Here is a 22,485-nt window from a genome sequence, read left to right as displayed (position 1 = left end):
CGGGGCCTGCGCCGCCAGGTCGAGCAGCGAGGCCTGCAGCCGGCTCGGGGGCCCGGGCGTCCGCGCCTCGCGCAGCGAGCCCAGGAGCCGCCGCTCCGCGGCGGCGGCCTCACGGCATACGGCGCAGGCGACCAGGTGACGGTCGCACGCGTGCTGCAGCGCCGGGGGCAGGACGCGGTCGACGTAGGCGCTGACCATGGTCCCGAGGTGCTGCATGCCGACCCCGTCGGCGGGGCGGGAGCTCATCGGGTCCCCGGCACGACCCGTCCGAGCGCGAAGCCCCGACGGGCGGGACGGGCGACCGGAGCCGGACGCGCCTCCGGGGCGCGGTGCGCGAGCGCCTCGCGCAGCTGCGCCCGGCCGCGGTGGATGCGGGAGCGGACCGTGCCGAGCTTGATGCCCAGCGTGGCGGCGATCTCCTCGTAGGACAGGCCCTCGATGTCGCACAGGACCACCGCGGCGCGGAAGTCCGGCGACAGGGCGTCGAGCGCGCGCTGCACGTCGTCGTCGAAGTGGGTGTCGGCGTAGTGCTGCTCCGGACCGGCCTCGCGGCTGGCCAGCCGGCCGGCGGCGTCCTCGGGCAGGGCGTCGAAGCGGATCCGCTGCTTGCGGCGCATCCGGTCGAGGAAGACGTTGGTCGTGATCCGGTGCAGCCAGCCCTCGAAGGTGCCCGGCTGGTAGGACCCGAGCGAGCGGAAGACGCGGATGAACACGTCGTGCGTGAGGTCCTCGGCGTCGTGGACGTTGCCGGTGAGGCGGTAGGCCAGCCGGTAGACGCGCGCCGAGTGCTGGGTGACGATCTCCTCCCACGTGGGCGGGACCCACGCCTCCTGGTCCACCGCGGAGCCCGGCCCGGCTGCGTCGTGCTGCCGTCCGGTCGTCGCGTTGGTCACCGTCTCCACCTCCGGGGGCGTCGTGCGGGGCGACGCGGTCAGGGACATCACAGCAACCATGACGGTTGCAGGTCCTCCATCGTTCCTGAAGCACCTGAGAGATTGCTGGGGAAGCCCGGCGCGGGGGCCCGCATGGACTAGCCCGCCCCGTCGTGCTGGGATCAGCGGGACGGTTGAGGCAGCAGGGGCAGGTGTCGGCAGTAGGGTTGGGCGCATGAGTGCGCAGAAGCCGGCGAGCTGGGCCTATTCGGAGGAGTTCGTCGCCGAGAGTGACGTCATCGAGCAGGCCCGCCTGCGCGGTGAGTCGCTCGGCTGCGTGCCCGTGCTCCCCGGCGCCGGGGCGACCCTGCGCCTGCTCGCCGCGACGGCCTCGGCCAAGGCCGTCGTCGAGATCGGCACCGGCGCCGGCGTCTCCGGGCTCTGGCTGATGGAGGGCATGCCGGCCGACGGCGTGCTGACCACCATCGACGTCGAGGCCGAGCACCAACGCGCCGCCCGTGAGGCCTACGCCGCGGCCGGCATCGCCCCGCAGCGCACCCGGGTCATCACCGGCCGGGCCCTGGACGTGCTCCCCCGGCTGACCGACGGCGCCTACGACATGGTCGTCGTGGACGGCGACAAGGCCGAGTACCCGCAGTACGTCGAGCAGGCCGTGCGCCTGTTGCGCTCCGGCGGCGTCCTGGCCATCGACAACATGCTGTGGCACGACCGGGTCGCCGACCCGGCAGCCCGCGACGCGGTCACGACGACCCTGCGCGACCTCGGCAAGCAGCTGCGCGACAACGACGAGCTCCTCCCCGCCCTGCTGCCGGTGGGCGACGGCGTCCTCGCTGCCGTCAAGCGCTGACGCCGGCCGACACCTCAGGCGGCCAGGCGGCGCCGCGCCCCCTCGAGCATGCGGCGGCCCTCCCGGGCCCGGAACGCCGGCAGGGTGGGCAGCCCGGGCGGTGCGTCCCACGTGCCGGCCACGGTGAGGAAGCCGCCGATCCCCAGCAGGATCCCGGTGGCCGCGTCGCCGGCGCCTGCCAGCAGCGGTGAGGCCGAGAGGATCTCGTCGAAACGAGGCGTCTCGGCCCACTCCATCGCGAGGACGACGATGTCGGCCCACACCGGGCCGAGTCGCGAGATACCCCAGTCGATGAGCACCACGCTGCCGTCGGGCCGGATCAGGATGTTGTCGTTGCGCAGGTCCCACTGGCACAGCGTCGTGCCGTGCAGAGCCACGGACAGCGCCTCCAGGTGGCGCTCGACGAGGTCCCGGTTGCTCCGGAACCACGACGGCAGGGCACCCTTCGGCCCGGACAGGTCACCCTCGAGCACCGCGCTCCACGTGGCCAGCTTCTCGAGCAGTGTGGGGACCACCGACGCACCAACCGGGCTGGGCGACAGCTCCAGGGCCTGGGCCTCCACCTGCGCCAGCACGGCCCGCACCTGTCCGTCGTCACGCCAGTCCGGGTGGTGGCCCTCGACGTCCTCCAGGACCAGGGCGACCCAGGCACCGTCGTCGTAGCCGGCCAGCAGGCGCGGCCGCCAGGACACGACAGGCAGGGCAGCCAGCACCGCAGCCTCGAGCCGGTGCAGGCGGACCGTGTCGGCGTTGAGCTCGCGCCCGACCGCCTTGACGAAGGCGCGGCGGCCGTCGGCAAGGCGAAGGCGCGCCGCGCACCCCGGGGACATGCCACCGCGCTGCGTCACGGCCTCGGCGACGGGCGCGCCGAGCACCTGCTCGACCCAGTGCCGGACGCGTCGCGGCACCGCGTCGTAGTCGATGCGCACCCCGACGGCGCGCAGGTGGCTGTGCCCCGTCACCACTCCCCCTCACACACCGTCTCGGGGACGGCGCGGCTCACATCTGGCCGGGACCGGCCCCGTAGCTGAACCCGGACGGGCCCTCGGCGATGGCGACGACCTCGAAAGGCTCGATCAGCTCGGGTGCCGACCCGATGATCTTGCTGCCCGGCGACGTCTCCGCCTCGGCGGCGAAGGTGGCCGCGAAGCTGTCGCGAGCCGCCTGGGTCGCCCACACGTAGGTGCCCTCGAACCACTCGCCCTCGCGCATCCGCCAGGTCTTGAACGAGAGCCCCTCGCGCCGGGCGAACTTGCCCATCGACTCGCCGACGACGTACTCACGCAGCGCGGCCGCGACGCCCTCCGGCGCCTGCGCCAGCGACCAGCGGACGCTCAACCCGTAACCCGCACTCATCGCACACCCTCCAGGTAGGTCAGCAGCAGCCGTGCACCGAAGCCGGTGGCCCCCCGGGTGAGGTGGCCGCTGTCCTTGTCGCTGCGACCGGCCCCGGCGATGTCGAGGTGCGCCCAGCGACGCCCCCCGACGAACTCGCGCAGGAACAGCGCCGCGGTGATCGAGCCTCCCCCGACCTTGCCGGACGCGATGTGGTTGACGTCGGCCAGCTCGGAGTCGATGGCGGCACGGTAGTCCTCCACCAGCGGGAACGGCCACAAGGGCTCCCCGGTCGCGGTCGCGGCCGCCTGCAGCGCGCGCCCCAGCCGCTCGTCGGTGGCGTAGAGCGGGGCCATCCCCCGGCCCAGCGCCAGGGTCGCGGCGCCGGTCAGCGTGGCGATGTCGATGAGCACGTCGGGGTCGAGCTCGGCGTCGGCGTAGGCCAGGGCGTCGGCCATGACCAGCCGGCCCTCGGCGTCGGTGTTGCCGATCTCCACCCGCCGGCCGCCGTACTGGCTGATGACGTCACCGGGGCGGTAGCTGGAGCCGCTGACGGCGTTCTCGGCCAGCGCCAGCAGGCCGGTCACCCGAACCGGCACCTCCAGGTCGCGGCAGGCAGCCAGCACGGCCAGCACGATCGCCGAGCCGGACATGTCGGTCTTCATGGCCAGCATCGCCTCGGCGGGCTTGATGTCCAGGCCGCCGGTGTCGAAGGTGATGCCCTTGCCGACGAGGACGACGTGCGGGGTGTCGTCGCCGGCGCCCTCGGGGGTCCAGGTGAGCTCGACCAGGCGCGGCGGGGTGGCGCTGCCGCCGCCGACCGCGATCAGGCCACCGAAGCCCTCGCGGCGCAGGTCGGCGTCGCTGCGCACGTGCACCTCGAGCCCGTGGCGGCGCCCGAGGGTGCGGGCCTGGGCGGCCATCCAGGCGGGGTTCTTGATGTTGGAGGGCGTGACCGCGAGGTTGCGCGCGAGCATGGTGGCGCGGCACCGCAGCGCGGACCGCGTGAGGACGCGCTCGTCATACCGGCCGGCGAAGGTCAGCGAACGCACCGGCGCGGTCGCCTCGGTGGCCCCCCACCGCGGCGTGGAGTAGCCGCCGAGGACCAGGCCCTCCACGACGGCTGCGGTGGCGCCCACACCGGCGCCCGAGCCGAGCGTGGTGACCAGGTGCGAGCGGTCCTTGACCGCGCGACCGACGGCGGCGCCGGCGGCGCGCAGGTCCTGGGGCGTGCCGGCCCCGGTGCCGACCAGCAGCAAGGTGCGCACGCCGCGCTCGCCGGGCACGAGCGGGACCCGGGTGAGGCTGCCCGCCTTCGGGGACGGCTCCCAGGCGGCGGTCAGCGCCGCAGGGTCCAGACCCAGCGCCGAGAGCGCCGCAGCCACAGGGCCGGCCGTGGGCAGCGGGGCGTCCGGACCGACCGGCAGTGCCAGCACCAGGTCGGGGTCGTCGACGTCGACCAGCACGTCGGTCAGCGCCCCGGGGCGCACGTCGATCTCGGGCAGGGCGGGAGTCAGCAGGTCCGGCACGGCCGCGAGCCTACCCAGTGCCCTGAGGGCCGTCCCTGGGCGTGACGAAACCCCCGCCCGGTGGCACCGGACGGGGGTTCCTCAGTCAGTGGTCGGGCTCAGCCGACACCCTCACAGCCCTTGATGGCCTCACCGAGGGCTGCCGCCTCGTCAGGGGTCATCTCGACAACCAGGCGACCGCCACCCTCGAGGGGCATGCGAAGCACGATGCCGCGCCCCTCCTTGGTGACCTCGAGCGGGCCGTCTCCGGTCCTCGGCTTCATCGCCGCCATGGGTGAACCCCTTCCTCGGGTGCGTGGAAATCCTCTTGTGCGCCTCGTCCACGCCGGGGCTTCCCCCACGAATGCACACACTCTTGTGACCATTATCGCGTCAAGGTCCCGCAAGGCGAAATCCGTTTGGGACAGACTGTGCGCGTGCATGCCCGTTCCGCGCTGTTCGACCTCTATGGCGACCACCTGCGCGACCGCGACGGCTGGGCGCCGATCGCCGGGATCGTGCGCCTGCTGGGCGCCGTCGACGTGGCCCCGCCGGCGGTCCGCACCGCCGTGTCCCGCATGGTGCGCGAGGGGTGGCTCGAGCCGGTCGAACGGCAGGGACAACGCGGGTATGCCGCGACGCCGCGGGCCCGGGCGCGCCTCGCCGAGGCGCACGCCCGGATCTACCGCACCCGCGACGAGTCCTGGGACGGCTGCTGGCACGTCGTCGTCGTCGACCACGCCAGCGAGCGCGCCCGCCGCGGCCGGGTGACCGCGGCGCTGGGCTACCTGGGCTACGCCCGGATGGCGCCGGACACGTGGATCGCCCCCCGCGAGAACGCCGAGCTGGCCGGGACCTTGGCCGCCGAGGGCCTGCAGGCGCGGGCGTTCAGTGCGCGCTACGCGGCCGGGGGGGCCGAGCTGGCGGCCTCCCTGTGGGACCTGCAGGGTCTCGCCGCGGCATACCGGGAGTTCGTCGCCCAGGCCCGGACCGCGCAGGTGGACCGGCCCGCGGACCAGGGCCCGGAGGCGGCTTTCGCCGCCCGCACCCTGCTGGTCCACGAGTGGCGCAAGTTCCTGTTCCGCGACCCCGGTCTGCCGGCTCAGGTCCTGCCGCCCGACTGGCCCGGGCACGAGGCAGCCGTGTTGTTCGACACAACCGCCAGCGCGCTACTCCCGCTGGCCCGCGAATTCGTGGACAGTTGCCTCGCACCCGACCCCAAGCCGAGGAGCTGACCCGCGCCATGTCCGAGACCCCGTCGACTGCCGCACCGCACCCGGAGTCGGACGCCCCGGTGCTGCTGGACGTCTCGGACGGTGTCGCCACCGTCACCCTCAACCGGGCGGGGGCGATGAACGCGCTCGACATCGCCACCAAGGACGCCCTGCTGGCCACCCTGCAGCGGGTCGCCGACGACCCGGAGGTGCGCTGCGTGGTCCTGACCGGCACCGGCCGGGCCTTCTGCGTGGGCCAGGACCTGCGCGAGCACATCTCCCTGCTGCAGTCGCAGGACGCGGCACTGTGGGAGACGGTGCCCAGGCACTACAACCCGATCACCGAGCTCATCGCGACGATGAACAAGCCGGTCATCGCCGCGATCAACGGAGTGGCGGCCGGAGCCGGCGCGGCGTTCGCGTTCGCGGCCGACCTGCGCGTCATCGTCGACGGGGGCGGCTTCAACCTGGCCTTCGCCGGGATCGCCCTGTCCTGCGACTCCGGGTCCTCGTGGTCGCTGCCGCGCCTGGTCGGGACCGCCCGGGCCAAGGAGCTGCTGCTGCTCCCCCGCACGGTGCCGGCCAGCGAGGCGCTGCAGCTCGGGCTGGTGACCAGGGTCGTCAGCGCCGAGGAGCTGCCGGGTGTGGTCGCGGAGCTGGCCCGGACCCTCGCCGACGGGCCGACCCTGGCCTACGGCTCGATCCGGCGCGCGGTGGCCTACTCGGCCGGGCACGACCTGACCTCCTCGCTGGCGCACGAGAGCGAGCTGATGACGCTCACCGGTCAGAGCGAGGACCACCAGGCTGCGGTGGCGGCGTTCCTCGCGAAGGAGAAGCCGGTCTTCCACGGCCGCTGAGCCCAGTTACCCCGCACGTGCGTCATGGTGACCGCGGCGGGTCAGGGCGGGCTGTCGGCCCACGGGGTGTAGGTCAGAAGGGTCACCGTCCACACCACCACACCCAGGAGCAGCGCCAGGGTCACCAGGCCCAGGCGTCGCGGCCAGGTGTCGAGCACGTGGCCTCCGTCGGCGCCGCGCACCGTCATGCTCACCACGATCGCGGCGAGCGGGAAGTCCAGGATGAGGAAGCGCCACATGCTGGTGATCGGGCGCACCACGGCGAGCAGGTACAGCGGGTAGACCACGGCCCAGGCGCGCACCTCCGGCGCCAGCCAGCGGCCGTGCCGGCCCAGGACCAGCGACAGGTACGACACGACGATGCCGATGAGCAGCAGCACACCCGCGAGGCCCATGTGGTCCCACGCCCACGTCAGCCAGGCCACGAACGGGCCCTTGTCGGGGCGCTGACCCCACGCCGCCTGCACCTCGAAGAACGCGCTCATCCGCCCGGTGGACACGCCGACGATGAGCGGCCACGCCACCGCCGAGACGGCCGTCGAGACCAGCAGCACGAGGGCGCTGACGCGCTGGCCGGGCAGGAACGTCCGGCCCTCGCGGCGCCAGCGCAGGAACAGGTGCAGCGCCACGACCAGGCCGACAGGAGGCGCCACGGCGCGGGTGAAGCCCAGCGCCAGCACGGCCACGGACGCCCACAGGTAGCGCCGGCGCAGCAGGAGGAAGAACAAGGCCAGCAGCAGCGCCACGGCGAGCGCCTCGGTGTAGGCCACCTGCAGCACGGCCGTGGCCGGGTACAGGCACCACAGCATCGTCGCCAGCAGGGCCATCCGCCGGGCCAGGACCGTCGTCGCGCCGTCCTGCAGGACGTGCCACATCAGGACGACCGCCGCCGCCCCTGCGGCGAGGTTGACGACCAGCGCGGCCCCGGTGAACGGGATCCCGACCGAGGTCAGCAGGCGCACCAGCAGCGGGAAGCCGGGGTAGAACGCCCACGCGCTGAAGGTCACCTGGCCGCTGAACGCGTCGAGTGGCAGGGGCAGCGGGTAGCCGTAGACGACCACCTCGCGGTACCACGCCCCGTCCCAGATGGGCACCATGTCGAGGTAGCCCGGGTGCGAGGAGTGCACCCCCGCCGGCTCCTGGACCCACATCGCGGCGGCCTGGACGACCAGGGCCGTGACGACCCGGCTGACGGCCCAGGCCCACAGCAGCACCACCCACGTCGGCTTCGCGAGCAGCCGGTCACGCAGCGCCCGGATCACGGCGGGAAGTCCGTCGGGGGCACGAACCGCAGCAGCTCCCAGACCCACCAGACCTCACCGGCCAGGCCGAGGGCGACGAGCAGCGCGGCGCGCCAGGGCAGCAGACGTTCCCGGCGGTCGGTCCAGCCGCCGCCCACCGCGACGACGCCCAGCGGGAACATCGGCAGCAGGTAGCGGTAGATGCTCGTCCACGGGTCGAGGACCAGCACCAGGTAGGCGGCGTAGGACAGGGTCCACACCCGCAGCTCCGGCCCCAGGGCGCGAGCCCAGGGCCCCAGCATCATCGCCAGCAGGAGCACCGCGATGACCGCCAGCCAGATCGGGCCCCAGGTGTCGCCGGCGAGGTAGTGCGCCATGTCCCACCACGGCTTCACCGGGACGATCTCGCCGCCGGAGCGCCAGGTCGCCATGGTGTCGGTGTAGGCCGTGGGGTCGCCGGTGGCCCAGCCGGCGATGGCCGGCCACATCAGCCCGGCCACCCCGCACCCGGCGAGCGCGGACAGCGCGGCCGCTCCCTCCCGCAGGCTGACCCGCTCCGTGGCACGCCGGCGCCACCGCAGCCACACCGCCACGAGCGTCACCACCGCCAGCGGGGCGGCGATGGGCCGGGTCAGCCCGATGGCGAGGGCCAGGGACGTCGCGGTGAGCCACCGCTCCCGGCCGATGGCGAGCAGGTAGCCGCACAGCAGCAGCATCGCCAGGCTCTCGGTGTAGGCCAGCTGCAGGACGGGCGCGGAGAGGAAGGCGGCGAACACGGCCACGCCGGCGATCGCCGCCCGGCGGCCGACCCGGTCGCGCAGGAGCACACCCATGAGCGCCGCCGCCCCCGTGCCGCACACCAGGGACAGCGTCGAGGCGACCACCGGGAAGCCCAGCCCGGTCACCCACATCAGGCACCGGGCGATCATCGGGAAGGCGGGGTAGAACGCCCAGTCGTTCTGCTGGATGTCGCCGTTGATGACCGGCAGCCGGTCGGGGTAGCCGACCTCGGCGATGTGGCGGTACCAGCTGCCGTCCCAGAGAACGGTCATCGAGAAGTAGTCGGGGTGCGGCCCGGTCCAGCTCACCGGCGCCTGGTAGTGCGCGACGACGGCGATGACCACCGTCGAGAACACGCGGCACAGCAGGTAGACCCCGATCACGACGGCCAGGAAGGGGCGCTGGCGGAGGCGCCTCATGCGCCGCCCCGGTGGCAGCCGCGGACGTGGTCGTCGACCAGCCCGCAAGCCTGCATCGCGGCATACATCGTCGTGGGCCCGACGAAGACGAAGCCGTGCCGCTTGAGCGCCTTGGCCAGCGCCACCGACTCCGGCGACGTGGCCGGCACCTCGGCCATGGTCAGCGGCCGCTGGTGCCGCTCGGGCGCGTGCGACCAGACCAGCTCGTCGAGACCGCCCCGCTCGCGCAGGGCGACCACGGCGCGCGCGTTGGTCAGCGCGGCGTTGACCTTGAGCCGGTTGCGCACGATGCCCGTGTCGGCCATGAGCCGGGCGACGTCGGCGTCCCCGAAGCCGGCGACCGCCTCGGCGTCGAACCCGGCGAACGCGGCCCGGAACGCCTCACGCTTGCGCAGGATGGTCAGCCAGGACAGACCGGACTGGAACGCCTCGAGGGTGAGCCGTTCGAACAGGGCCGCCTCGCCGTGGACCGGCACGCCCCACTCCGTGTCGTGGTATGCCGTGTAGTCGGGGGTGCTCCCGGCCCACCCGCAGCGGGCCAGCCCGTCCGGCCCGACGACGGCGCCGTCACCGCTCACCGCCGGCCTCCCTCTCGGCGCGGGCGACCATCGCGTCGACGGCCCGGCCGAACATGACGCGGTTGGCGCGGTCCGCCACCGGGGCCAGGAGCCGGCCGACCGGGCGCGGGCGCACGATGATGTCCTCGACCCAGCGCAGCGAGGCCCCGTCCGGCCCGGGCGCGACGGTGACCGCGGCCCAGCCGGCGAGGACCCGTCCGGTCTTGCGCACCCGGAACTCCCCTGCCGCCGCGTCGGCGGGCGGCTGCCAGTGGGTGACCACCATCGAGTCGGTGAACGACAGCGGGCCGACGCCGGAGACGCCGGCGAAGCCGAAGCCCACCCGGGTCGGCCCGTCGTCGAGGCGCATCCGGGTGAGCGGCATCCACTCGGCGTAGCCCGCCCAGTCGGTCACCACCCGCCACAGCGTGGCCGGGTCGGCGTGCACCGACCGCGTGATCTCGAACGTTCCCATGCCCTGCCCGTGTCTGCTCGCGGTTGGTGGTCAGCCCTCGGTTGCCGTGCGGGCAGCTCGCAGCACGGCCAGCTCCTCGTCGCGCGCCGCGAGCTCGTCGGCGAGCCGGTCGAGCACAGCGTCGACCTGGTCCATACGGTAGCCGCGCAGCCCCAGGTCGAAGCGCAGGCCTGTGACGTCCTCCGCCGCGAGCCGGCCCGGCGCCAGCCCCTCGAACGGCGACGTGGACACCGGGTCGGCCATGACGCCACCGATCCGGCCGGTCACCACGGCCGCGGTCAACCCGATGAGCAGGACCACCACGAGCAGAAAGAACACGATCACGGGATGATCGTGCCATGCCCCACCATGTGCCCCCCGGTCGTGACCTGCGTCTGCGTGGCCGCGTCTTCGTCCCGGGCGAGACCGGACTGATGGCGATCATCAACCGCACCCCCGACTCCTTCTACGACCAGGGCATGTTCCTCGACGACGACGTGGCCCTGGAAGCAGTCGACCGGGCGGTCCACGACGGTGCCGACGCGGTCGACCTCGGCGGGGTGCGGGCCGGGCCGGGGCCCGAGGTCAGCGCCGCCGAGGAGGAGCGCCGGGTCGTGCCGTTCCTGCGCGCGGTGCGCGAGCGCTACCCCGACCTGATCATCAGCGTGGACACGTGGCGGGCCTCGGTCGCCGACGCCTCGTGCGCCGCCGGCGCGGACATCGTCAACGACGCCTGGGCCGGGCACGACCCGGAGCTGACCTCGGTCGCGGCCCGGTGGGGCGCGGCATACATCTGCGCGCACACCGGCGGTCACCCGCCGCGGACCGACCCGCACCGGGTGCGCTACACCGACGTGCTCGCGCAGGCCGTGGCCGACCTGCTCGACCAGGCCGACCGTGCCCTTCAGGCCGGGGTGCGCGAGGACGGCCTGCTCATCGACGCCGCGCAGGACTTCGGCAAGAACTCCTACCACTCGCTGCGGCTCACCGGCGGCGTGGCGACCCTGGTGGAGACCGGCTGGCCGGTGCTGCTGGCGGTGTCCAACAAGAAGTTCATCGCCGAGACCCTGGGGCTGGACGGCAAGAAGTCCGACCGCGTGACCGGCACGCTGACGACCACGGCCGTCGCCGCCTGGGAGGGGGTGCGGCTCGTCCGGGCGCACGACGTCGCGGCGACCCGGCAGGTGCTGGACATGGTGGCGGGACTGCGCTCGGGGGTGCCGGCGCTGGCCCGGCGCGCCCTGGCCTGACGCGCCCATCCCCGACGCGTCGGGCCCGACCCGTCGCCGCGGGGCGTCAGGCGGTGCGGTCGTCCTCGACGACGTGCTGGTCGACCAGGGTGCCGGTGAGCATGCGGACCAGCTCGGGCACGTCCTCCTCGGCGAGGCGCAGCGTGGCGCGGCAGATCTCGTCCTGCCAGATCGAGAGCACCACGCGACCGGCGTCCGGGTGGGAGGAGATCCGCAGCCGGCGCCCGGCGGCGTCACGCCCGGCGATGGTGCTGCCGCGGCGTGGCAGCGGGGAGACCATGGTCACGTGCTCACTATGCGGGACGGATGAGCGGGCGCGCCACTGCTTCCGGCGGAAGGGCTACTCGGGGCGCTGCGGCACGTGGCCGTTCTCGGCGCGCAGGATGATGTCGACCGCCTCGTCGGCGTCGTCGGTCAGGTGCAGCAGGTCGATGTCCTTGACGTTGATCGTGCCCGCGGCGCCGGCGGTGCCGCGCAGCCAGTCGAGCAGGCCGCTCCAGTAGTCGCGGCCCATGAGCACCAGCGGGAACGAGGTCACCTTGCGGGTCTGCACCAGGGTGAGCGCCTCGAAGAGCTCGTCGAGGGTGCCGAACCCGCCGGGCAGGACGATGAACCCCTGCGCGTACTTGACGAACATCGTCTTGCGGGCGAAGAAGTAGCGGAAGTTGACGCCCAGGTCGACGTAGCGGTTCAGGCCCTGCTCGAAGGGCAGCTCGATGCCCAGCCCCACGCTGGTGCCACCGGCCTCCAGGGCGCCCTTGTTGGCCGCCTCCATGGCGCCGGGGCCGCCACCGGTGATGACCGCGTAGCCCGCCTCGACGAGCGTGCGGCCCACCTTCACCCCGAGGGCGTATGCCGGGTCGTCCGGCCGGGTGCGCGCCGAACCGAAGACGCTCACGGCCGGGCCGAGCTCGGCCAGGGCGCCGAAGCCCTCGACGAACTCGCTCTGGATGCGCATGACCCGCCACGGGTCGGCGTGCAGCCAGTCGACGGGGCCACGGCTGTCGAGCAGGCGCTGGTCGGTCGTGGTCGGCGGGACCTGGCTGCCCCGGAGGGTGACCGGACCGGTGTGGTACTCGAGGTTCTCGCTCACACGCTCAACCTACGGGAGGCGCTCACGCGAGCCAGCGCAGCAGGGCCGCCTCGGCGTCGACCAGCTGCTGCACCGGCACCCGCTCGTCGTCGTGGTGGGCGAGGTTGGGGTCGCCGGGGCCGAAGTTGACCGCCGGGATGTCGAGGGCGGAGAAGCGCGCCACGTCGGTCCAGCCCTCCTTGGCGGTCACCGACACGGCGAGCGCGTCGACGAAGGCCTTGGCGGCCGGCAGCTGCAGCCCGGGGCGCGCGCCGTCGGCCGCGTCGGTGACCCGCACGTCAAACCCCTCGAACAGCTCGCGCAGGTGCTCCTCGGCCTCGGCGCTGGTCATGCTCGGGGCGAACCGGTAGTTGACGACCACCACGCACTCGTCGGGGATGACGTTGCCGGCGATGCCGCCGCGGATCCCGACCGCGTTGAGCGCCTCGTGGTACTCCAGCCCGTCCACGTCGACGGTCTGCGCCTCGTAGGCCGTCAGCCGGCCCAGGATGGCGTGCGCCTCGTGGATGGCGTTGATGCCGTTCCACGGCCGGGCCGAGTGCGCGGCCTTGCCCCGGGCGGTCACCTCGACCCGGATGGTGCCCTTGCAGCCACCCTCGATACCGCCGCCGGTGGGCTCGAGCAGCACCGCGAAGTCGGCCTCGAGCAGCTCGGGGCGGTGGCGGCCGACGCGGGCCAGGCCGTTGCGCTCGCTCTCGACCTCCTCGCAGTCGTAGAACACGAAGGTGACGTCGCGGCTGGGCTCGGCCACCGCGGCGGCGATGCGCAGCTGCACGGCGACCCCGCCCTTCATGTCGACGGTGCCGCGCCCGACGAGCTCGTCGCCCTCACGTCGCGTGGGCAGGTTCGGCGGCGTGGTCAGCGGCACCGTGTCGAGGTGGCCGGCGAGGACGACCCGCTCGGGGCGCCCCAGGTTGGTGCGGGCGATGACCGTGTTGCCGTCGCGGGTGACGCTCAGGTGCGGCAGGGCGGTCAGCGCCTCCTCGACGGCGTCGGCCAGCGCCTGTTCGTTGCCGCTCACCGACTCCAGGTCGCACAGTGCGGCGGTGAGGCTGACGACGTCGGTGCTCAGGTCCAGGCGGCTCATGCCCCGCAGCGTATCCGGCGGGTGGGCGCCCGCCCGGTGACCTCTTCTAGGCTGTCCGCCATGACCGACACACGCACCGCCTGGGGCTGGGGACTGGCCACCGTCACGAGCGAGGGAAAGGTGCTGGACACCTGGTTCCCGAGCCCGGCGCTCGGAGCCGCCGAGACCAACGACCCCTACGGCGCCCCGCCGGAGCTGGCCGCGCTGGCCAAGGAGGACCCGCGCCGCGGGGTGACGCTGCGCGTGGTACACGTCGTCATCGACCTCGACGAGGCCCCCAAGGACGCCTCCGACGCGTACCTGCGCCTGCACCTGCTCTCCCACCGGCTGGTGCAGCCCAACACGGTCAACCTCGACGGCATCTTCGGCGCCCTCTCCAACGTCGTGTGGACCAACTACGGGCCGTGCCCGGTCGAGGGCTTCGAGCGGACCCGCCTGCGGCTGCGCGAGCAGGGCCCGGTGCAGGTCTTCGGCGTCGACAAGTTCCCCCGGATGACCGACTACGTCGTCCCCGACGGGGTGCGGATCGCCGACGCCGACCGCGTGCGACTGGGCGCCCACCTGGCCGAGGGCACCACCGTCATGCACGAGGGCTTCTGCAACTTCAACGCGGGCACGCTGGGCACCTCCATGGTCGAGGGCCGCATCGTGCAGGGCGTGGTGGTGGGCAACGGCTCCGACGTCGGCGCCGGGGCCTCGATCATGGGCACCTTGTCCGGCGGCGGCAGCGAGCGGGTCAGCATCGGCGAGCGCTGCCTGCTCGGGGCCAACGCCGGCATCGGGATCGCCCTGGGCGACGACTGCGTCGTCGAGGCCGGCCTCTACGTCACCGCCGGCACCAAGGTCACCCTCGAGGACGGCCGCGTGGTCAAGGCCAAGGAGCTCTCCGGGGCCCCCGGCCTGCTGTTCATCCGCAACTCGGTCACCGGTGCCGTCGAGGCCCGTTCCCGCACAGGCCAGGGCATCACGCTGAACAGCGTGCTGCACGCCAACACCTGAGGAGCTGACCCCACCGATGGTCACCGTGCGACCACACCGCCGTCGCCGCCGCTGGATCGGTCGCAGCATCCTCCTGGTGCTGGTGGTGGCCGTCGGCATCGGCGGCTACCTCGGCGTCCAGGGTGTCGTGAAGAACTTCGGCGGCCCGAGCTGCCGAGCGGTGGCCTCCGGGCAGGAGGTGACCTTCAGCCCCGAGCAGATGGCCAACGCGGCGACCATCACCGCCGTGGCCGTGCGCCGGGGCCTGCCCGCACGGGCCGCGACGATCGCGCTGGCCACCGCGATCCAGGAGTCCAAGCTGCGCAACATCCGCTTCGGTGACCGGGACTCGCTGGGGCTCTTCCAGCAGCGCCCCTCGCAGGGCTGGGGCACCGAGGAGCAGATCCTCGACCCGGTCTACGCCTCCAACCGGTTCTACGACGAGCTGGTCAAGGTGCCCGGCTACCAGGACATGGAGATCACCAAGGTCGCCCAGCGGGTGCAGAAGAGCGCCTACCCCGAGGCCTACGCCGACCATGAGCTGGAGGGGCGCGTCCTGGCCTCCACCCTGGCCGGCCACTCCCCCGGCGGCCTCGGCTGCCGGCTCGACGCGGCGACGACGGCCCGACCGGCGGCGGCCGTGGTGACCGCCCTGGCCCGGGAGTTCGCGGTCAGGCCCACGGCCCAGGGCAAGCTGGTGACCGTGCCGGCCACCTCGGCGCAGCAGGCGTGGGCGTTGGCCTCCTGGGCGGTCTCCCACGCCGATGCCGACGGCTTCACCAGCGTCACCGTCGGGGACCGCACGTGGACCCGCGACCGCGACACACCTGCCTGGTCGTGGTCCCGGGCCCACCAGCCCGCGCCGGCCACCACGGTCGTCATCACCCGGCACTGACGCGGGCGGCCTTCAGGCTGCTCCCAGCCGCCTGCGGCACTCTGGTGGTGCTGTTCCGCCAGGCCGAAGGAGGCGCGTCGTGGGGTTGACCTCGGCGACCCTTCTCACGGTGCTCATCACGTTGACCGCCACCGCTCCCCTGATCCTGGTGTGGTCGTGGCGGCACCTGTCCGCACCGTGGCGAACCCCGGCCATGGTGGTCGGCATCGTGGCGGCCCAGGTCCTCGCCGTGGCCACGGTGGGGGTGGGCGTCAACCGGGTGTACGGGTTCTACCCCACGTGGGGAAGCCTCGTGGGCCAGGTGAGCCCGGCTCCCCCGGCCCCGCTGCCGGCCGAGCCGCACGTCGGGCGCGCCGCCGGCCTGTTGCTGCGTCCCGCGTCACTCCGGGGCGAACGCCCGCGACAGGCGGCCACGACCGCGACGGCCACGACGACGGCGACGGCCAGGACGACGGGCACCGTGCGCCACTACCTGGTGACCGGTGCGTCCTCCCACGTCACCGGCCGGGTGGCCGTCTGGCTGCCGCCGGGCTACGACTCCCCGCGCTGGCGACACCACGTGTTCCCCGTCGAGATGATGATGGCCGGCGCGTACTCGCACGTGGACCGGATGGTCCACGACCTCGCCATCGGCTCGGTCTTCGGCCCTGAGGTGGCCTCGGGCGCGGTGCCGCCGTTCATCGCCGTCTTCCCCGAGGACAACGTCGCGTGGCCTCAGGACACCGAGTGCATCGACAACCCACACGGGGTGCAGGCGTTCACCTGGCTGGCGCACGACGTGCCGGCGTGGGTGCAAGCCACGTTCCGGGTCAGCACCTCGGCGCGGGCGTGGGATGCCTCGGGGTGGTCCCTCGGGGGCTACTGCGCCGTCAAGCTGCAGCTGCTGGACCCGCAGCAGTTCGGCTCGGCGGTCGCCGTCGAGGGCTTCTTCGCACCCGAGCTGGACGGCACCACCGGCACCCTTGCCTCGGTCCTGCGCCGCGACCCGGCGCTGGCCGAAGCCAGCTCACCCCTGTGGATGGCCGAGCACCACCGGCTCCGGTCCCCGCACATCCTCGTCACGACCTCCTCGACGGACCCCCAGTCCTTCCACGCCAGCCGGGCGTTCGTGGCCGCGGCGCGCAGTGCCGGCGTGCAGCTCTACCTCGTGCCCGAGCAGGGGCACACCGTGGACGCCTGGCGGCTCGTCCTGCCCCAGGTCCAGCGCTGGTCCAGCGCGTTCCTCGCCACCGCGACCTGACGGGACCGGGGCCGGCGCGACCTCCCGCACACCGGCGCGCACCCGGCATACCGCCGGACGCGCGAAGCCCCACCTCCCGCTGCGGGAGGTGGGGCTTCGTCGGTATGCCGGGTGGGCCGGCTCAGCGCTGCGTCATCGCGACGTAGTCGCGCGCGGTCTCGCCGATGTAGAGCTGGCGGGGGCGGCCGATCTTGGTCTCGGGGTCCTCGATCATCTCGCGCCACTGGGCGATCCAGCCGGGCAGGCGGCCCAGCGCGAACAGCACGGTGAACATCCGGGTCGGGAAGCCCATGGCCTTGTAGATCAGGCCGGTGTAGAAGTCGACGTTCGGGTAGAGCTTGCGGGAGACGAAGTAGTCGTCCTCCAGCGCCACCTGCTCGAGCTTCATCGCGATGTCGAGCAGCTCGTCGCGCTTGCCGAGCTTCTCGAGGATCTCGTCGGCGGTCTTCTTGATGATCGCCGCGCGCGGGTCGTAGTTCTTGTAGACGCGGTGCCCGAAGCCCATGAGCTTCACACCGTCTTCCTTGTTCTTGACCTTGCGCACGAACTCGTCGACGTTGCCGCCGTTGTCACGGATCTGCTCCAGCATCTCCAGCACGGCCTGGTTGGCGCCGCCGTGCAACGGGCCGAACAGGGCGTTGATGCCGGCCGAGACCGAGGCGAAGAGGTTGGCGTGCGAGGAGCCGACCAGGCGCACCGTGGAGGTGGAGCAGTTCTGCTCGTGGTCGGCGTGCAGGATCAGCAGCTGGTCGAGCGCCTTGACCATGACCGGGTCGAGGTCGTAGGGCTCGGCCGGGAAGCCGAAGGTCATCCGCAGGTAGTTCTCCACCAGCGACAGGGAGTTGTCGGGGTAGAGGAACGGCTGGCCGACCGACTTCTTGTAGGCGTAGGCCGCGATGGTCGGCAGCTTGGCCAGGAGGCGGACCGTGGAGATCTCGACCTGCTCGGGGTCGAAGGGGTTGAGGCTGTCCTGGTAGAAGGTCGACAGCGCCGAGACGGCCGAGGACAGCACCGGCATCGGGTGGGCGTCACGCGGGAAGCCCTCGAAGAAGCGCTTGAGGTCCTCGTGCAGCAGGGTGTGCCGCCGGATGCGGGAGGTGAAGTCCTCCAGCTCGGCCTCGGAGGGCAGGTGGCCGTAGATCAGCAGGAACGAGGTCTCGACGAAGGTCGACTTCTCGGCGAGCTGCTCGATGGGGTAGCCCCGGTAGCGCAGGATGCCGGCGTCGCCGTCGATGTAGGTGATCGCCGACCGGCAGGAGGCCGTGTTGACGAACCCCGAGTCGAGGGTGACGTTGCCCGTCTCCTTCATCAGCTTGGAGATGTCGTAGGCGTCGTTGCCCTCGGTGGCCTGGACCAGTGGGAAGGCGAGCTCCTTGTCGCCCGCGCGGAGTACCGCCCCCGTTGCGTCCGTCGTCATGAAGTCCCGTCCTCCTCATCGCCCGGCCTCGTTGCCGGGGCACACAGTCGCCAACGACGGTACCCCAGCGGTCCTACCGGCGGGTAAACGGCCCCCCGGCTCAACCCAGGCGGGCGACGGCCGCGTCGATGCGCTCGTCGGTGGCGGTGAGCGCCACCCGGACGTGCCGGGCGCCGGCGCTGCCGTAGAAGCTGCCCGGCGCCACCAGGATGCCCCGATCCGCAAGCGCCGCAACGGTTTCCCAGCAGTCCTGCTCTCGCGTGCTCCATAGGTACAGGCCCGCCTCGGAGTGGTCGACCCGCAGCCCGAAGCCCTCCAGTGCGGCGCACAACCGGTCCCGGCGCAGGCGGTAGCGCTCCTTCTGGGCGGCCACGTGGCCGTCGTCGGTCAGCGCCGCGAGCATGGCCTGCTGGACCGGCCAGGGGACGATCATGCCGGCGTGCTTGCGCACCTCGAGCAGCGCGCGCACGAGGGCCACGTCGCCGGCCACGAAGGCGGCGCGGTAGCCGGCGAGGTTGCTCTGCTTGGACAGCGAGTAGACCGCGAGCAGGCCCTCGTGGCTGCCGCCGGTGACCCGCGGGTCCAGGATGCTGGGCACCGACCCCGGCCCGGCGCCCTCGCGCCAGTCCAGCTCGGCGTAGCACTCGTCGCCGGCGAGCACCACGCCGTGCTCGCGGGCCCAGTCGACGAGCTTCTTGAGGTGCTCGACGCCGAGGACCTGGCCGGTGGGGTTGCTCGGGCTGTTGACCCACATCAGCCGGGGCGTGCCGGCACTGGTCAGCGGCCCGAGGCCGGTCAGGCTGCGCATCGGCAGCGGCGAGGCGCCCGCGATCCGCGCGCCCACGTCATACGTCGGGTAGGCCACCTCCGGGAAGGCGACCACGTCGCCGGTCCCCAGGCCCAGGAGCGTCGGCAGCCACGCCACGAGCTCCTTGCTGCCCACGGTCGGCAGCACACCGTCGGGGTCGAGGTCCGGCACCCCGCGTCGCCGGGCGAACCACCCGGCGACGGCCTCGCGCAGCGGGGCGGTGCCCCACGTCTGCGGGTAGCCGGGGGCGTCCGCGGCCTCGCACAGGGCGCGCTGGACCACCTCGGGGGTGGGATCCACGGGGGTGCCGACGGAGAGGTCGACCAGGCCCCCGACATGGGAGCTCGCCCGCTCCTTGTACGAAGCGAGCGAGTCCCAGGGGAAGTCAGGCAGCTGCATCGATGAGACCTCGGCCGTCACTCGTCTTCATGGTCGTGACTCCACGGGGCCGCTCCGGGCTTCGCTGCGCTCGTGTCCTCACGACCCCGTCGTCACTCGTCGTGCTCCTGCGGGGGCAGCGCCGCGATCAGCGGGTGGTCCTTGGGGATGACGCCGAGCTTGGCCGCACCACCGGGGCTGCCCAGGTCGTCGAAGAACTCGACGTTGGCCTTGTAGTAGTCCTTCCACTGCTCGGGCACGTCGTCCTCGTAGTAGATGGCCTCCACCGGGCACACCGGCTCGCAGGCGCCGCAGTCGACGCACTCGTCCGGGTGGATGTAGAGCGAGCGCTCGCCTTCGTAGATGCAGTCGACCGGGCACTCTTCGATGCAGGCCTTGTCCTTGAGATCCACACAAGGCTGGGCGATGACGTAGGTCATGGTGGGTCGGTCCTCCTGCGCACGTGGCTGGCTACGCGGCCTAGTATGCCGAGTCCTCACCTCCTGCAGTACGCGGGCCCATGCTGCGACACGAAAGCACCTGCCGATGACCGCTCCCGACCCCGTCGAGGGGCTGCCCCTCGGCGCCCGCGTGGTGGTGCGCTCGCGGCTGGCCGACCCCGCCGGCGGCCCCTCGCTGACCGACGCCGTGGGCACGCTGGTGTCCGTCGACGCGGGCGCCCTGGTGGTGGACACCCGTCAGGGGCCGGTGACCATCGAGCGCTCCCGCGTGGTCGCGGCCAAGGTCGTCCCGCCGCGGCCGTCCCGCCGCGGCGCGCCCCACCTGGCCCTGTCGGTGGAGGACCTGCAGCGGGTCATGCTCGAGGGCTGGAGCCCGGTGGAGCGGGCCGGCCTGGGCGACTGGGTCCTGCGCGCGGCCGGCGGCTTCACCGGCCGGGCCAACTCGGTGCTGCCCCTTGGCGACCCGGGCCTGCCGCTGCCGGAGGCGGTGGCACAGGCGGAGGGCTGGTACGCCGCGCGCGGGCTCCCGCCCCGGTTCCTGGTCGCCGGGCCGGTCGGCTTCGCCGTGGCCGAGGACCGGCTCGGGGCCCTCCTGCTCGAGCGGGGCTACCGCGAGACCAACCGCTCCGTGGTGATGACCGCGGCGGCGCAGGCCGTGGCGGACGCGAGTGCCGGGACGGGTGACGTGGAGGTCACCGAGGAGCTGAGCCCGCGCTGGCTGGACGCCTACGCCCGCCAGCGTGAGGTGGTCCCCGGCGCGACGGAGGCCGTCCTCACCGGCTCACCGGGGCAGCTGTTCGCCTCGGCCTCCGCCGGGGGCCAGGTCGTGGCGGTCGCCCGTCTCGGTCTCGTCGCCGGGGGCTGGGCGGGCCTGTACGGCGTGTGGGTGGACCCGGAGCACCGCGGCCGCGGGCTGGCACGTGCCCTCACCGGTGCGCTCGCGGCGCAGGCGGCGGCCCGCGGCACCCGCTCGGTGTACCTGCAGACCCTGCATGCCAACGAGCCGGCCACCCGGCTCTATGCCTCGCTCGGCTTCGCGCCGCACCACAGCTACTCCTACCTCGACCGCTGAGGGCCGGGGCGTCACCCCGCCTGGGAGTAGGTGCAGCGCACGTCGTCCTCGGGGATGTAGTGGGTGATGAACTGCGAGGTCCGGACCGTGACCCCGCCCCGCTTGAACACCCGCGTCACGGTCACGTCGAAACCGGGCGTGGGGCTCTGCGGCACGCAACCGGGTTTGCCGTCGACGATCGTCCGGGGCTGCCTGACGTTGCGCCGCGGCCCCGTGACCGCCTCGACGTCCCAGACCTTGGTGCCGTAGAAGGAGACGGTGATCGAGCCGCTCGTCACCTGCGTCTGGATGTAGATGGCGTGGCCGGTGTCGTTCTGCCACCTGTTGTCCACGCCTGGCCAGGACACTGTCGCCTCGCGCCCCTCGGGGTAGCGGGCGATGTAGAAGGAGTGCGGGGTGTGCTCGAGGATCTTGGCACCGCTGAAGAAGACGGCGTTGAACAGGGTCGTGGACACCTGGCTGACCCCGCCGCCGTAGTCCTTCTCCAGCCGGCCGCCGTTGATGACCGGCGCCTGCTGGTAGCCCTTGGCGGGGGTGCGCTGGCCGAGCAGGCCGTTGAGGCTGAACGTCTCACCGTTGCGCACGATGACGCCGTCGAGGGCGCGGGCCGCCACCGTGATGTTGGTGGTCCGCGGAGGGTTGAACGGGAACTGCGTGGTGAAGGTCGAGATCTGGCTGGTGATGCCCAGGGCGGTGACCGCCTCGGTGCTGACCTTGGGCATCGCCGCGGACGTGGCGACCACGGCGGTACGGGCCGGTGCGGTCAGGGCCTTGAGGAACGCCGCGCCCAGCGCCGAGGGGTCGACGCGCCGGCCGGGCACGGCGGGCACCACGACCGGACGTCCGGCCCGGATGACCACCGAGGCGTCGACCGGAGCCTGCTCGACCTTGGGGTCGACAGCGCGCAGCGTCGCCAGGACCCTGGCGCCGTCGACGACCGGGCTGAGCTGGCCGGAGTCCGCGGCCCGCACCCCCAGCGCGGCCGAGAACTGCGCCGGAGTGAGCGTGACCGTCCGCGCGCCGGCCTTGACCGTCACCGGCGCAGACAGGGCCGGCGTGGCGAAGGTGCGCACCATGTCGGCGAGCTCGGCCGACCCGAGCCTGGGCTGGGCCACGTCGACCACGGCGCGGATGACCGCCTGGCGCGGCCAGGCCTGCTGCACGGCCCGGGCGGTCTCGTCGACGTTGAGGGCGCGGCCCTGCACCGACATCACGGTGCTGACCTTGCCGCCGGCGAAGGAGATCGAGCCCTCCTTGACCGGCTGGTCGACCCCACGCGAGAGGTCGGTCAGCGCGTCCGTGAGCTTGGTCCGGTCGGTCTGGATCCGCAGCGGCTCGGCACTGCTGCCGGTGAGGTGCTGCCAGACGTCTCGGGGGTCGAGGCTGAAGCCAGTGAGGCCGGCCAGGGTGGAGTCGACGTCCAGCGACAGCCCGGCGGCGCTGGGGTCGAGGTCGTGCACCTCGTCGCCGACCTGCAGGTGCACCGGCATCGAGGCCTTGGTGGCCAGGGCGTGCTTGAGGGTGACCGCAGCCTGGGACGGCGTCATCCCGCCCACCGGCACGCCGTCGACGGTCGTCCCGGCCGGGACGTGCCGGCCGAGGAACACCGCCAGCCCCAGGTAGGCGGCGGCGAGGACACCCAGGGCGATCCCCGACCGCAGGACGGCCCGGCCCGCCCCTTCCTGCTCCCTCACCCCTGCC

26 protein-coding genes are annotated in these 22,485 nt (G+C 73.1%); 8 read left to right on the top strand and 18 right to left on the bottom strand.

Going from position 1 to position 22,485, the window contains the following annotated elements:
- Both VF825_RS08045 and sigE read right to left on the bottom strand, forming a co-directional pair.
- Positions 1-246, bottom strand: a 246-nt coding sequence (locus VF825_RS08045; RefSeq protein ID WP_331111984.1) for a zf-HC2 domain-containing protein, incomplete at its 3' end; no start/stop codon positions are given.
- Positions 243-935, bottom strand: a complete 693-nt coding sequence (gene sigE, locus VF825_RS08040) for an RNA polymerase sigma factor SigE (protein ID WP_331111985.1) — start codon at positions 933-935, stop codon at positions 243-245. The genes sigE and VF825_RS08045, both read right to left, overlap by 4 nt.
- 172 nt (positions 936-1,107) lie before the next feature.
- Between sigE and VF825_RS08035 the strand changes: the two genes are divergently transcribed.
- Positions 1,108-1,740 (top strand): O-methyltransferase, encoded by a 633-nt coding sequence (locus tag VF825_RS08035; protein ID WP_331111982.1) that lies wholly within the window; start codon positions 1,108-1,110, stop codon positions 1,738-1,740.
- Positions 1,741-1,754: 14 nt separating this feature from the next.
- Here the strand turns inward: VF825_RS08035 and VF825_RS08030 are convergent, their stop codons facing one another.
- From VF825_RS08030 to VF825_RS08015, 4 genes are all read right to left on the bottom strand, one after another.
- Positions 1,755-2,702, bottom strand: coding sequence for a phosphotransferase family protein (locus VF825_RS08030; protein ID WP_331111979.1), 948 nt, complete (start codon positions 2,700-2,702; stop codon positions 1,755-1,757).
- Positions 2,703-2,739: 37 nt separating this feature from the next.
- Positions 2,740-3,096: a hypothetical protein gene (locus VF825_RS08025; RefSeq protein ID WP_331111977.1), complete on the bottom strand. Its 357-nt coding sequence runs from the start codon at positions 3,094-3,096 to the stop codon at positions 2,740-2,742.
- Entirely contained in the window at positions 3,093-4,604 is a 1,512-nt protein-coding gene (locus VF825_RS08020) for a leucyl aminopeptidase family protein (RefSeq protein WP_331111975.1), read from the bottom strand. The genes VF825_RS08025 and VF825_RS08020 overlap by 4 nt, the downstream gene beginning before the upstream one ends.
- Positions 4,605-4,702: 98 nt before the next feature.
- Positions 4,703-4,876, bottom strand: coding sequence for a DUF3117 domain-containing protein (locus VF825_RS08015; protein ID WP_141789273.1), 174 nt, complete (start codon positions 4,874-4,876; stop codon positions 4,703-4,705).
- Positions 4,877-5,020: 144 nt separating this feature from the next.
- On the opposite strand from VF825_RS08015, the gene VF825_RS08010 reads away from it, so the two are divergent.
- Positions 5,021-5,818 carry a PaaX family transcriptional regulator C-terminal domain-containing protein gene (locus VF825_RS08010; RefSeq protein WP_331111972.1) on the top strand — a complete coding sequence of 266 codons (798 nt, stop codon included), beginning with the start codon at positions 5,021-5,023 and terminating at the stop codon, positions 5,816-5,818.
- 8 nt (positions 5,819-5,826) lie between these two features.
- The gene (locus VF825_RS08005) at positions 5,827-6,654 is read left to right on the top strand and encodes an enoyl-CoA hydratase/isomerase family protein (RefSeq protein WP_331111970.1); all 828 of its coding nucleotides are present in this window, start codon (positions 5,827-5,829) and stop codon (positions 6,652-6,654) included.
- A 41-nt stretch (positions 6,655-6,695) separates the two neighbouring features.
- On the opposite strand, the gene VF825_RS08000 is transcribed toward VF825_RS08005, so the two are convergent.
- Genes VF825_RS08000 through VF825_RS07980 form a run of 5 tightly spaced genes read right to left on the bottom strand, consistent with a single transcriptional unit; the run spans position 6,696 to position 10,450 of the window.
- Positions 6,696-7,916 (bottom strand): hypothetical protein, encoded by a 1,221-nt coding sequence (locus VF825_RS08000; RefSeq protein WP_331111968.1) that lies wholly within the window; start codon positions 7,914-7,916, stop codon positions 6,696-6,698.
- The gene (locus tag VF825_RS07995) at positions 7,913-9,094 is read right to left on the bottom strand and encodes a hypothetical protein (protein ID WP_331111966.1); all 1,182 of its coding nucleotides are present in this window, start codon (positions 9,092-9,094) and stop codon (positions 7,913-7,915) included. The genes VF825_RS08000 and VF825_RS07995 overlap by 4 nt, the downstream gene beginning before the upstream one ends.
- Positions 9,091-9,672 carry a DNA-3-methyladenine glycosylase I gene (locus VF825_RS07990; RefSeq protein ID WP_331111964.1) on the bottom strand — a complete coding sequence of 194 codons (582 nt, stop codon included), beginning with the start codon at positions 9,670-9,672 and terminating at the stop codon, positions 9,091-9,093. The genes VF825_RS07995 and VF825_RS07990 overlap by 4 nt, the downstream gene beginning before the upstream one ends.
- Positions 9,662-10,126: an SRPBCC family protein gene (locus VF825_RS07985; RefSeq protein WP_331111962.1), complete on the bottom strand. Its 465-nt coding sequence runs from the start codon at positions 10,124-10,126 to the stop codon at positions 9,662-9,664. The genes VF825_RS07990 and VF825_RS07985 overlap by 11 nt, the downstream gene beginning before the upstream one ends.
- A 30-nt stretch (positions 10,127-10,156) precedes the next feature.
- Positions 10,157-10,450, bottom strand: a complete 294-nt coding sequence (locus VF825_RS07980) for a DivIVA domain-containing protein (protein WP_331111960.1) — start codon at positions 10,448-10,450, stop codon at positions 10,157-10,159.
- A gap of 14 nt (positions 10,451-10,464) precedes the next feature.
- On the opposite strand from VF825_RS07980, the gene folP reads away from it, so the two are divergent.
- The gene (gene folP, locus VF825_RS07975) at positions 10,465-11,355 is read left to right on the top strand and encodes a dihydropteroate synthase (protein ID WP_331111958.1); all 891 of its coding nucleotides are present in this window, start codon (positions 10,465-10,467) and stop codon (positions 11,353-11,355) included.
- A 46-nt stretch (positions 11,356-11,401) separates the two neighbouring features.
- Here folP and VF825_RS07970 read toward each other — a convergent pair whose 3' ends face one another.
- From VF825_RS07970 to dapE, 3 genes are read right to left on the bottom strand one after another with little or no spacing between them, the layout of a single operon-like run.
- Complete coding sequence (locus tag VF825_RS07970) at positions 11,402-11,641, bottom strand: hypothetical protein (RefSeq protein WP_141789281.1); 240 nt, start codon at positions 11,639-11,641, stop codon at positions 11,402-11,404.
- 54 nt (positions 11,642-11,695) lie between these two features.
- Positions 11,696-12,448, bottom strand: coding sequence for a TIGR00730 family Rossman fold protein (locus VF825_RS07965; protein ID WP_331111955.1), 753 nt, complete (start codon positions 12,446-12,448; stop codon positions 11,696-11,698).
- A 22-nt stretch (positions 12,449-12,470) separates the two neighbouring features.
- Entirely contained in the window at positions 12,471-13,535 is a 1,065-nt protein-coding gene (gene dapE, locus VF825_RS07960; RefSeq protein WP_331111953.1) for a succinyl-diaminopimelate desuccinylase, read from the bottom strand.
- Positions 13,536-13,595: 60 nt separating this feature from the next.
- On the opposite strand from dapE, the gene dapD reads away from it, so the two are divergent.
- From dapD to VF825_RS07945, 3 genes are all read left to right on the top strand, one after another.
- On the top strand, positions 13,596-14,534 hold the full coding sequence (gene dapD, locus VF825_RS07955; protein WP_331111951.1) for a 2,3,4,5-tetrahydropyridine-2,6-dicarboxylate N-succinyltransferase: 939 nt from the start codon (positions 13,596-13,598) through the stop codon (positions 14,532-14,534).
- Positions 14,535-14,550: 16 nt separating this feature from the next.
- A complete protein-coding gene (locus VF825_RS07950) occupies positions 14,551-15,408 on the top strand; it encodes a hypothetical protein (RefSeq protein ID WP_331111948.1) in 858 nt (285 codons plus the stop codon).
- A 79-nt stretch (positions 15,409-15,487) separates the two neighbouring features.
- The gene (locus tag VF825_RS07945) at positions 15,488-16,648 is read left to right on the top strand and encodes an alpha/beta hydrolase (protein WP_331111946.1); all 1,161 of its coding nucleotides are present in this window, start codon (positions 15,488-15,490) and stop codon (positions 16,646-16,648) included.
- A 121-nt stretch (positions 16,649-16,769) separates the two neighbouring features.
- Here the strand turns inward: VF825_RS07945 and VF825_RS07940 are convergent, their stop codons facing one another.
- The 3 genes from VF825_RS07940 to fdxA form a co-directional block, all read right to left on the bottom strand.
- Positions 16,770-18,065 carry a citrate synthase gene (locus VF825_RS07940; RefSeq protein ID WP_331111943.1) on the bottom strand — a complete coding sequence of 432 codons (1,296 nt, stop codon included), beginning with the start codon at positions 18,063-18,065 and terminating at the stop codon, positions 16,770-16,772.
- A 100-nt stretch (positions 18,066-18,165) separates the two neighbouring features.
- The gene (gene dapC / locus VF825_RS07935) at positions 18,166-19,272 is read right to left on the bottom strand and encodes a succinyldiaminopimelate transaminase (RefSeq protein ID WP_331111941.1); all 1,107 of its coding nucleotides are present in this window, start codon (positions 19,270-19,272) and stop codon (positions 18,166-18,168) included.
- A gap of 92 nt (positions 19,273-19,364) precedes the next feature.
- A complete protein-coding gene (gene fdxA, locus VF825_RS07930) occupies positions 19,365-19,691 on the bottom strand; it encodes a ferredoxin (protein WP_331111939.1) in 327 nt (108 codons plus the stop codon).
- A gap of 106 nt (positions 19,692-19,797) precedes the next feature.
- On the opposite strand from fdxA, the gene VF825_RS07925 reads away from it, so the two are divergent.
- Entirely contained in the window at positions 19,798-20,784 is a 987-nt protein-coding gene (locus VF825_RS07925; protein ID WP_331111937.1) for a GNAT family N-acetyltransferase, read from the top strand.
- An 11-nt stretch (positions 20,785-20,795) separates the two neighbouring features.
- Here the strand turns inward: VF825_RS07925 and VF825_RS07920 are convergent, their stop codons facing one another.
- Positions 20,796-22,478, bottom strand: coding sequence for a VanW family protein (locus VF825_RS07920; protein ID WP_331111935.1), 1,683 nt, complete (start codon positions 22,476-22,478; stop codon positions 20,796-20,798).
- Positions 22,479-22,485: the final 7 nt, after the last annotated feature.

It is taken from the genome of Oryzihumus sp. (assembly GCF_036391795.1).
Classification (GTDB): domain Bacteria; phylum Actinomycetota; class Actinomycetes; order Actinomycetales; family Dermatophilaceae; genus Oryzihumus.
The sequence above is the reverse complement of the archived record's forward strand: the minus strand, read 5'-3'. Positions and strand labels throughout refer to the sequence as shown.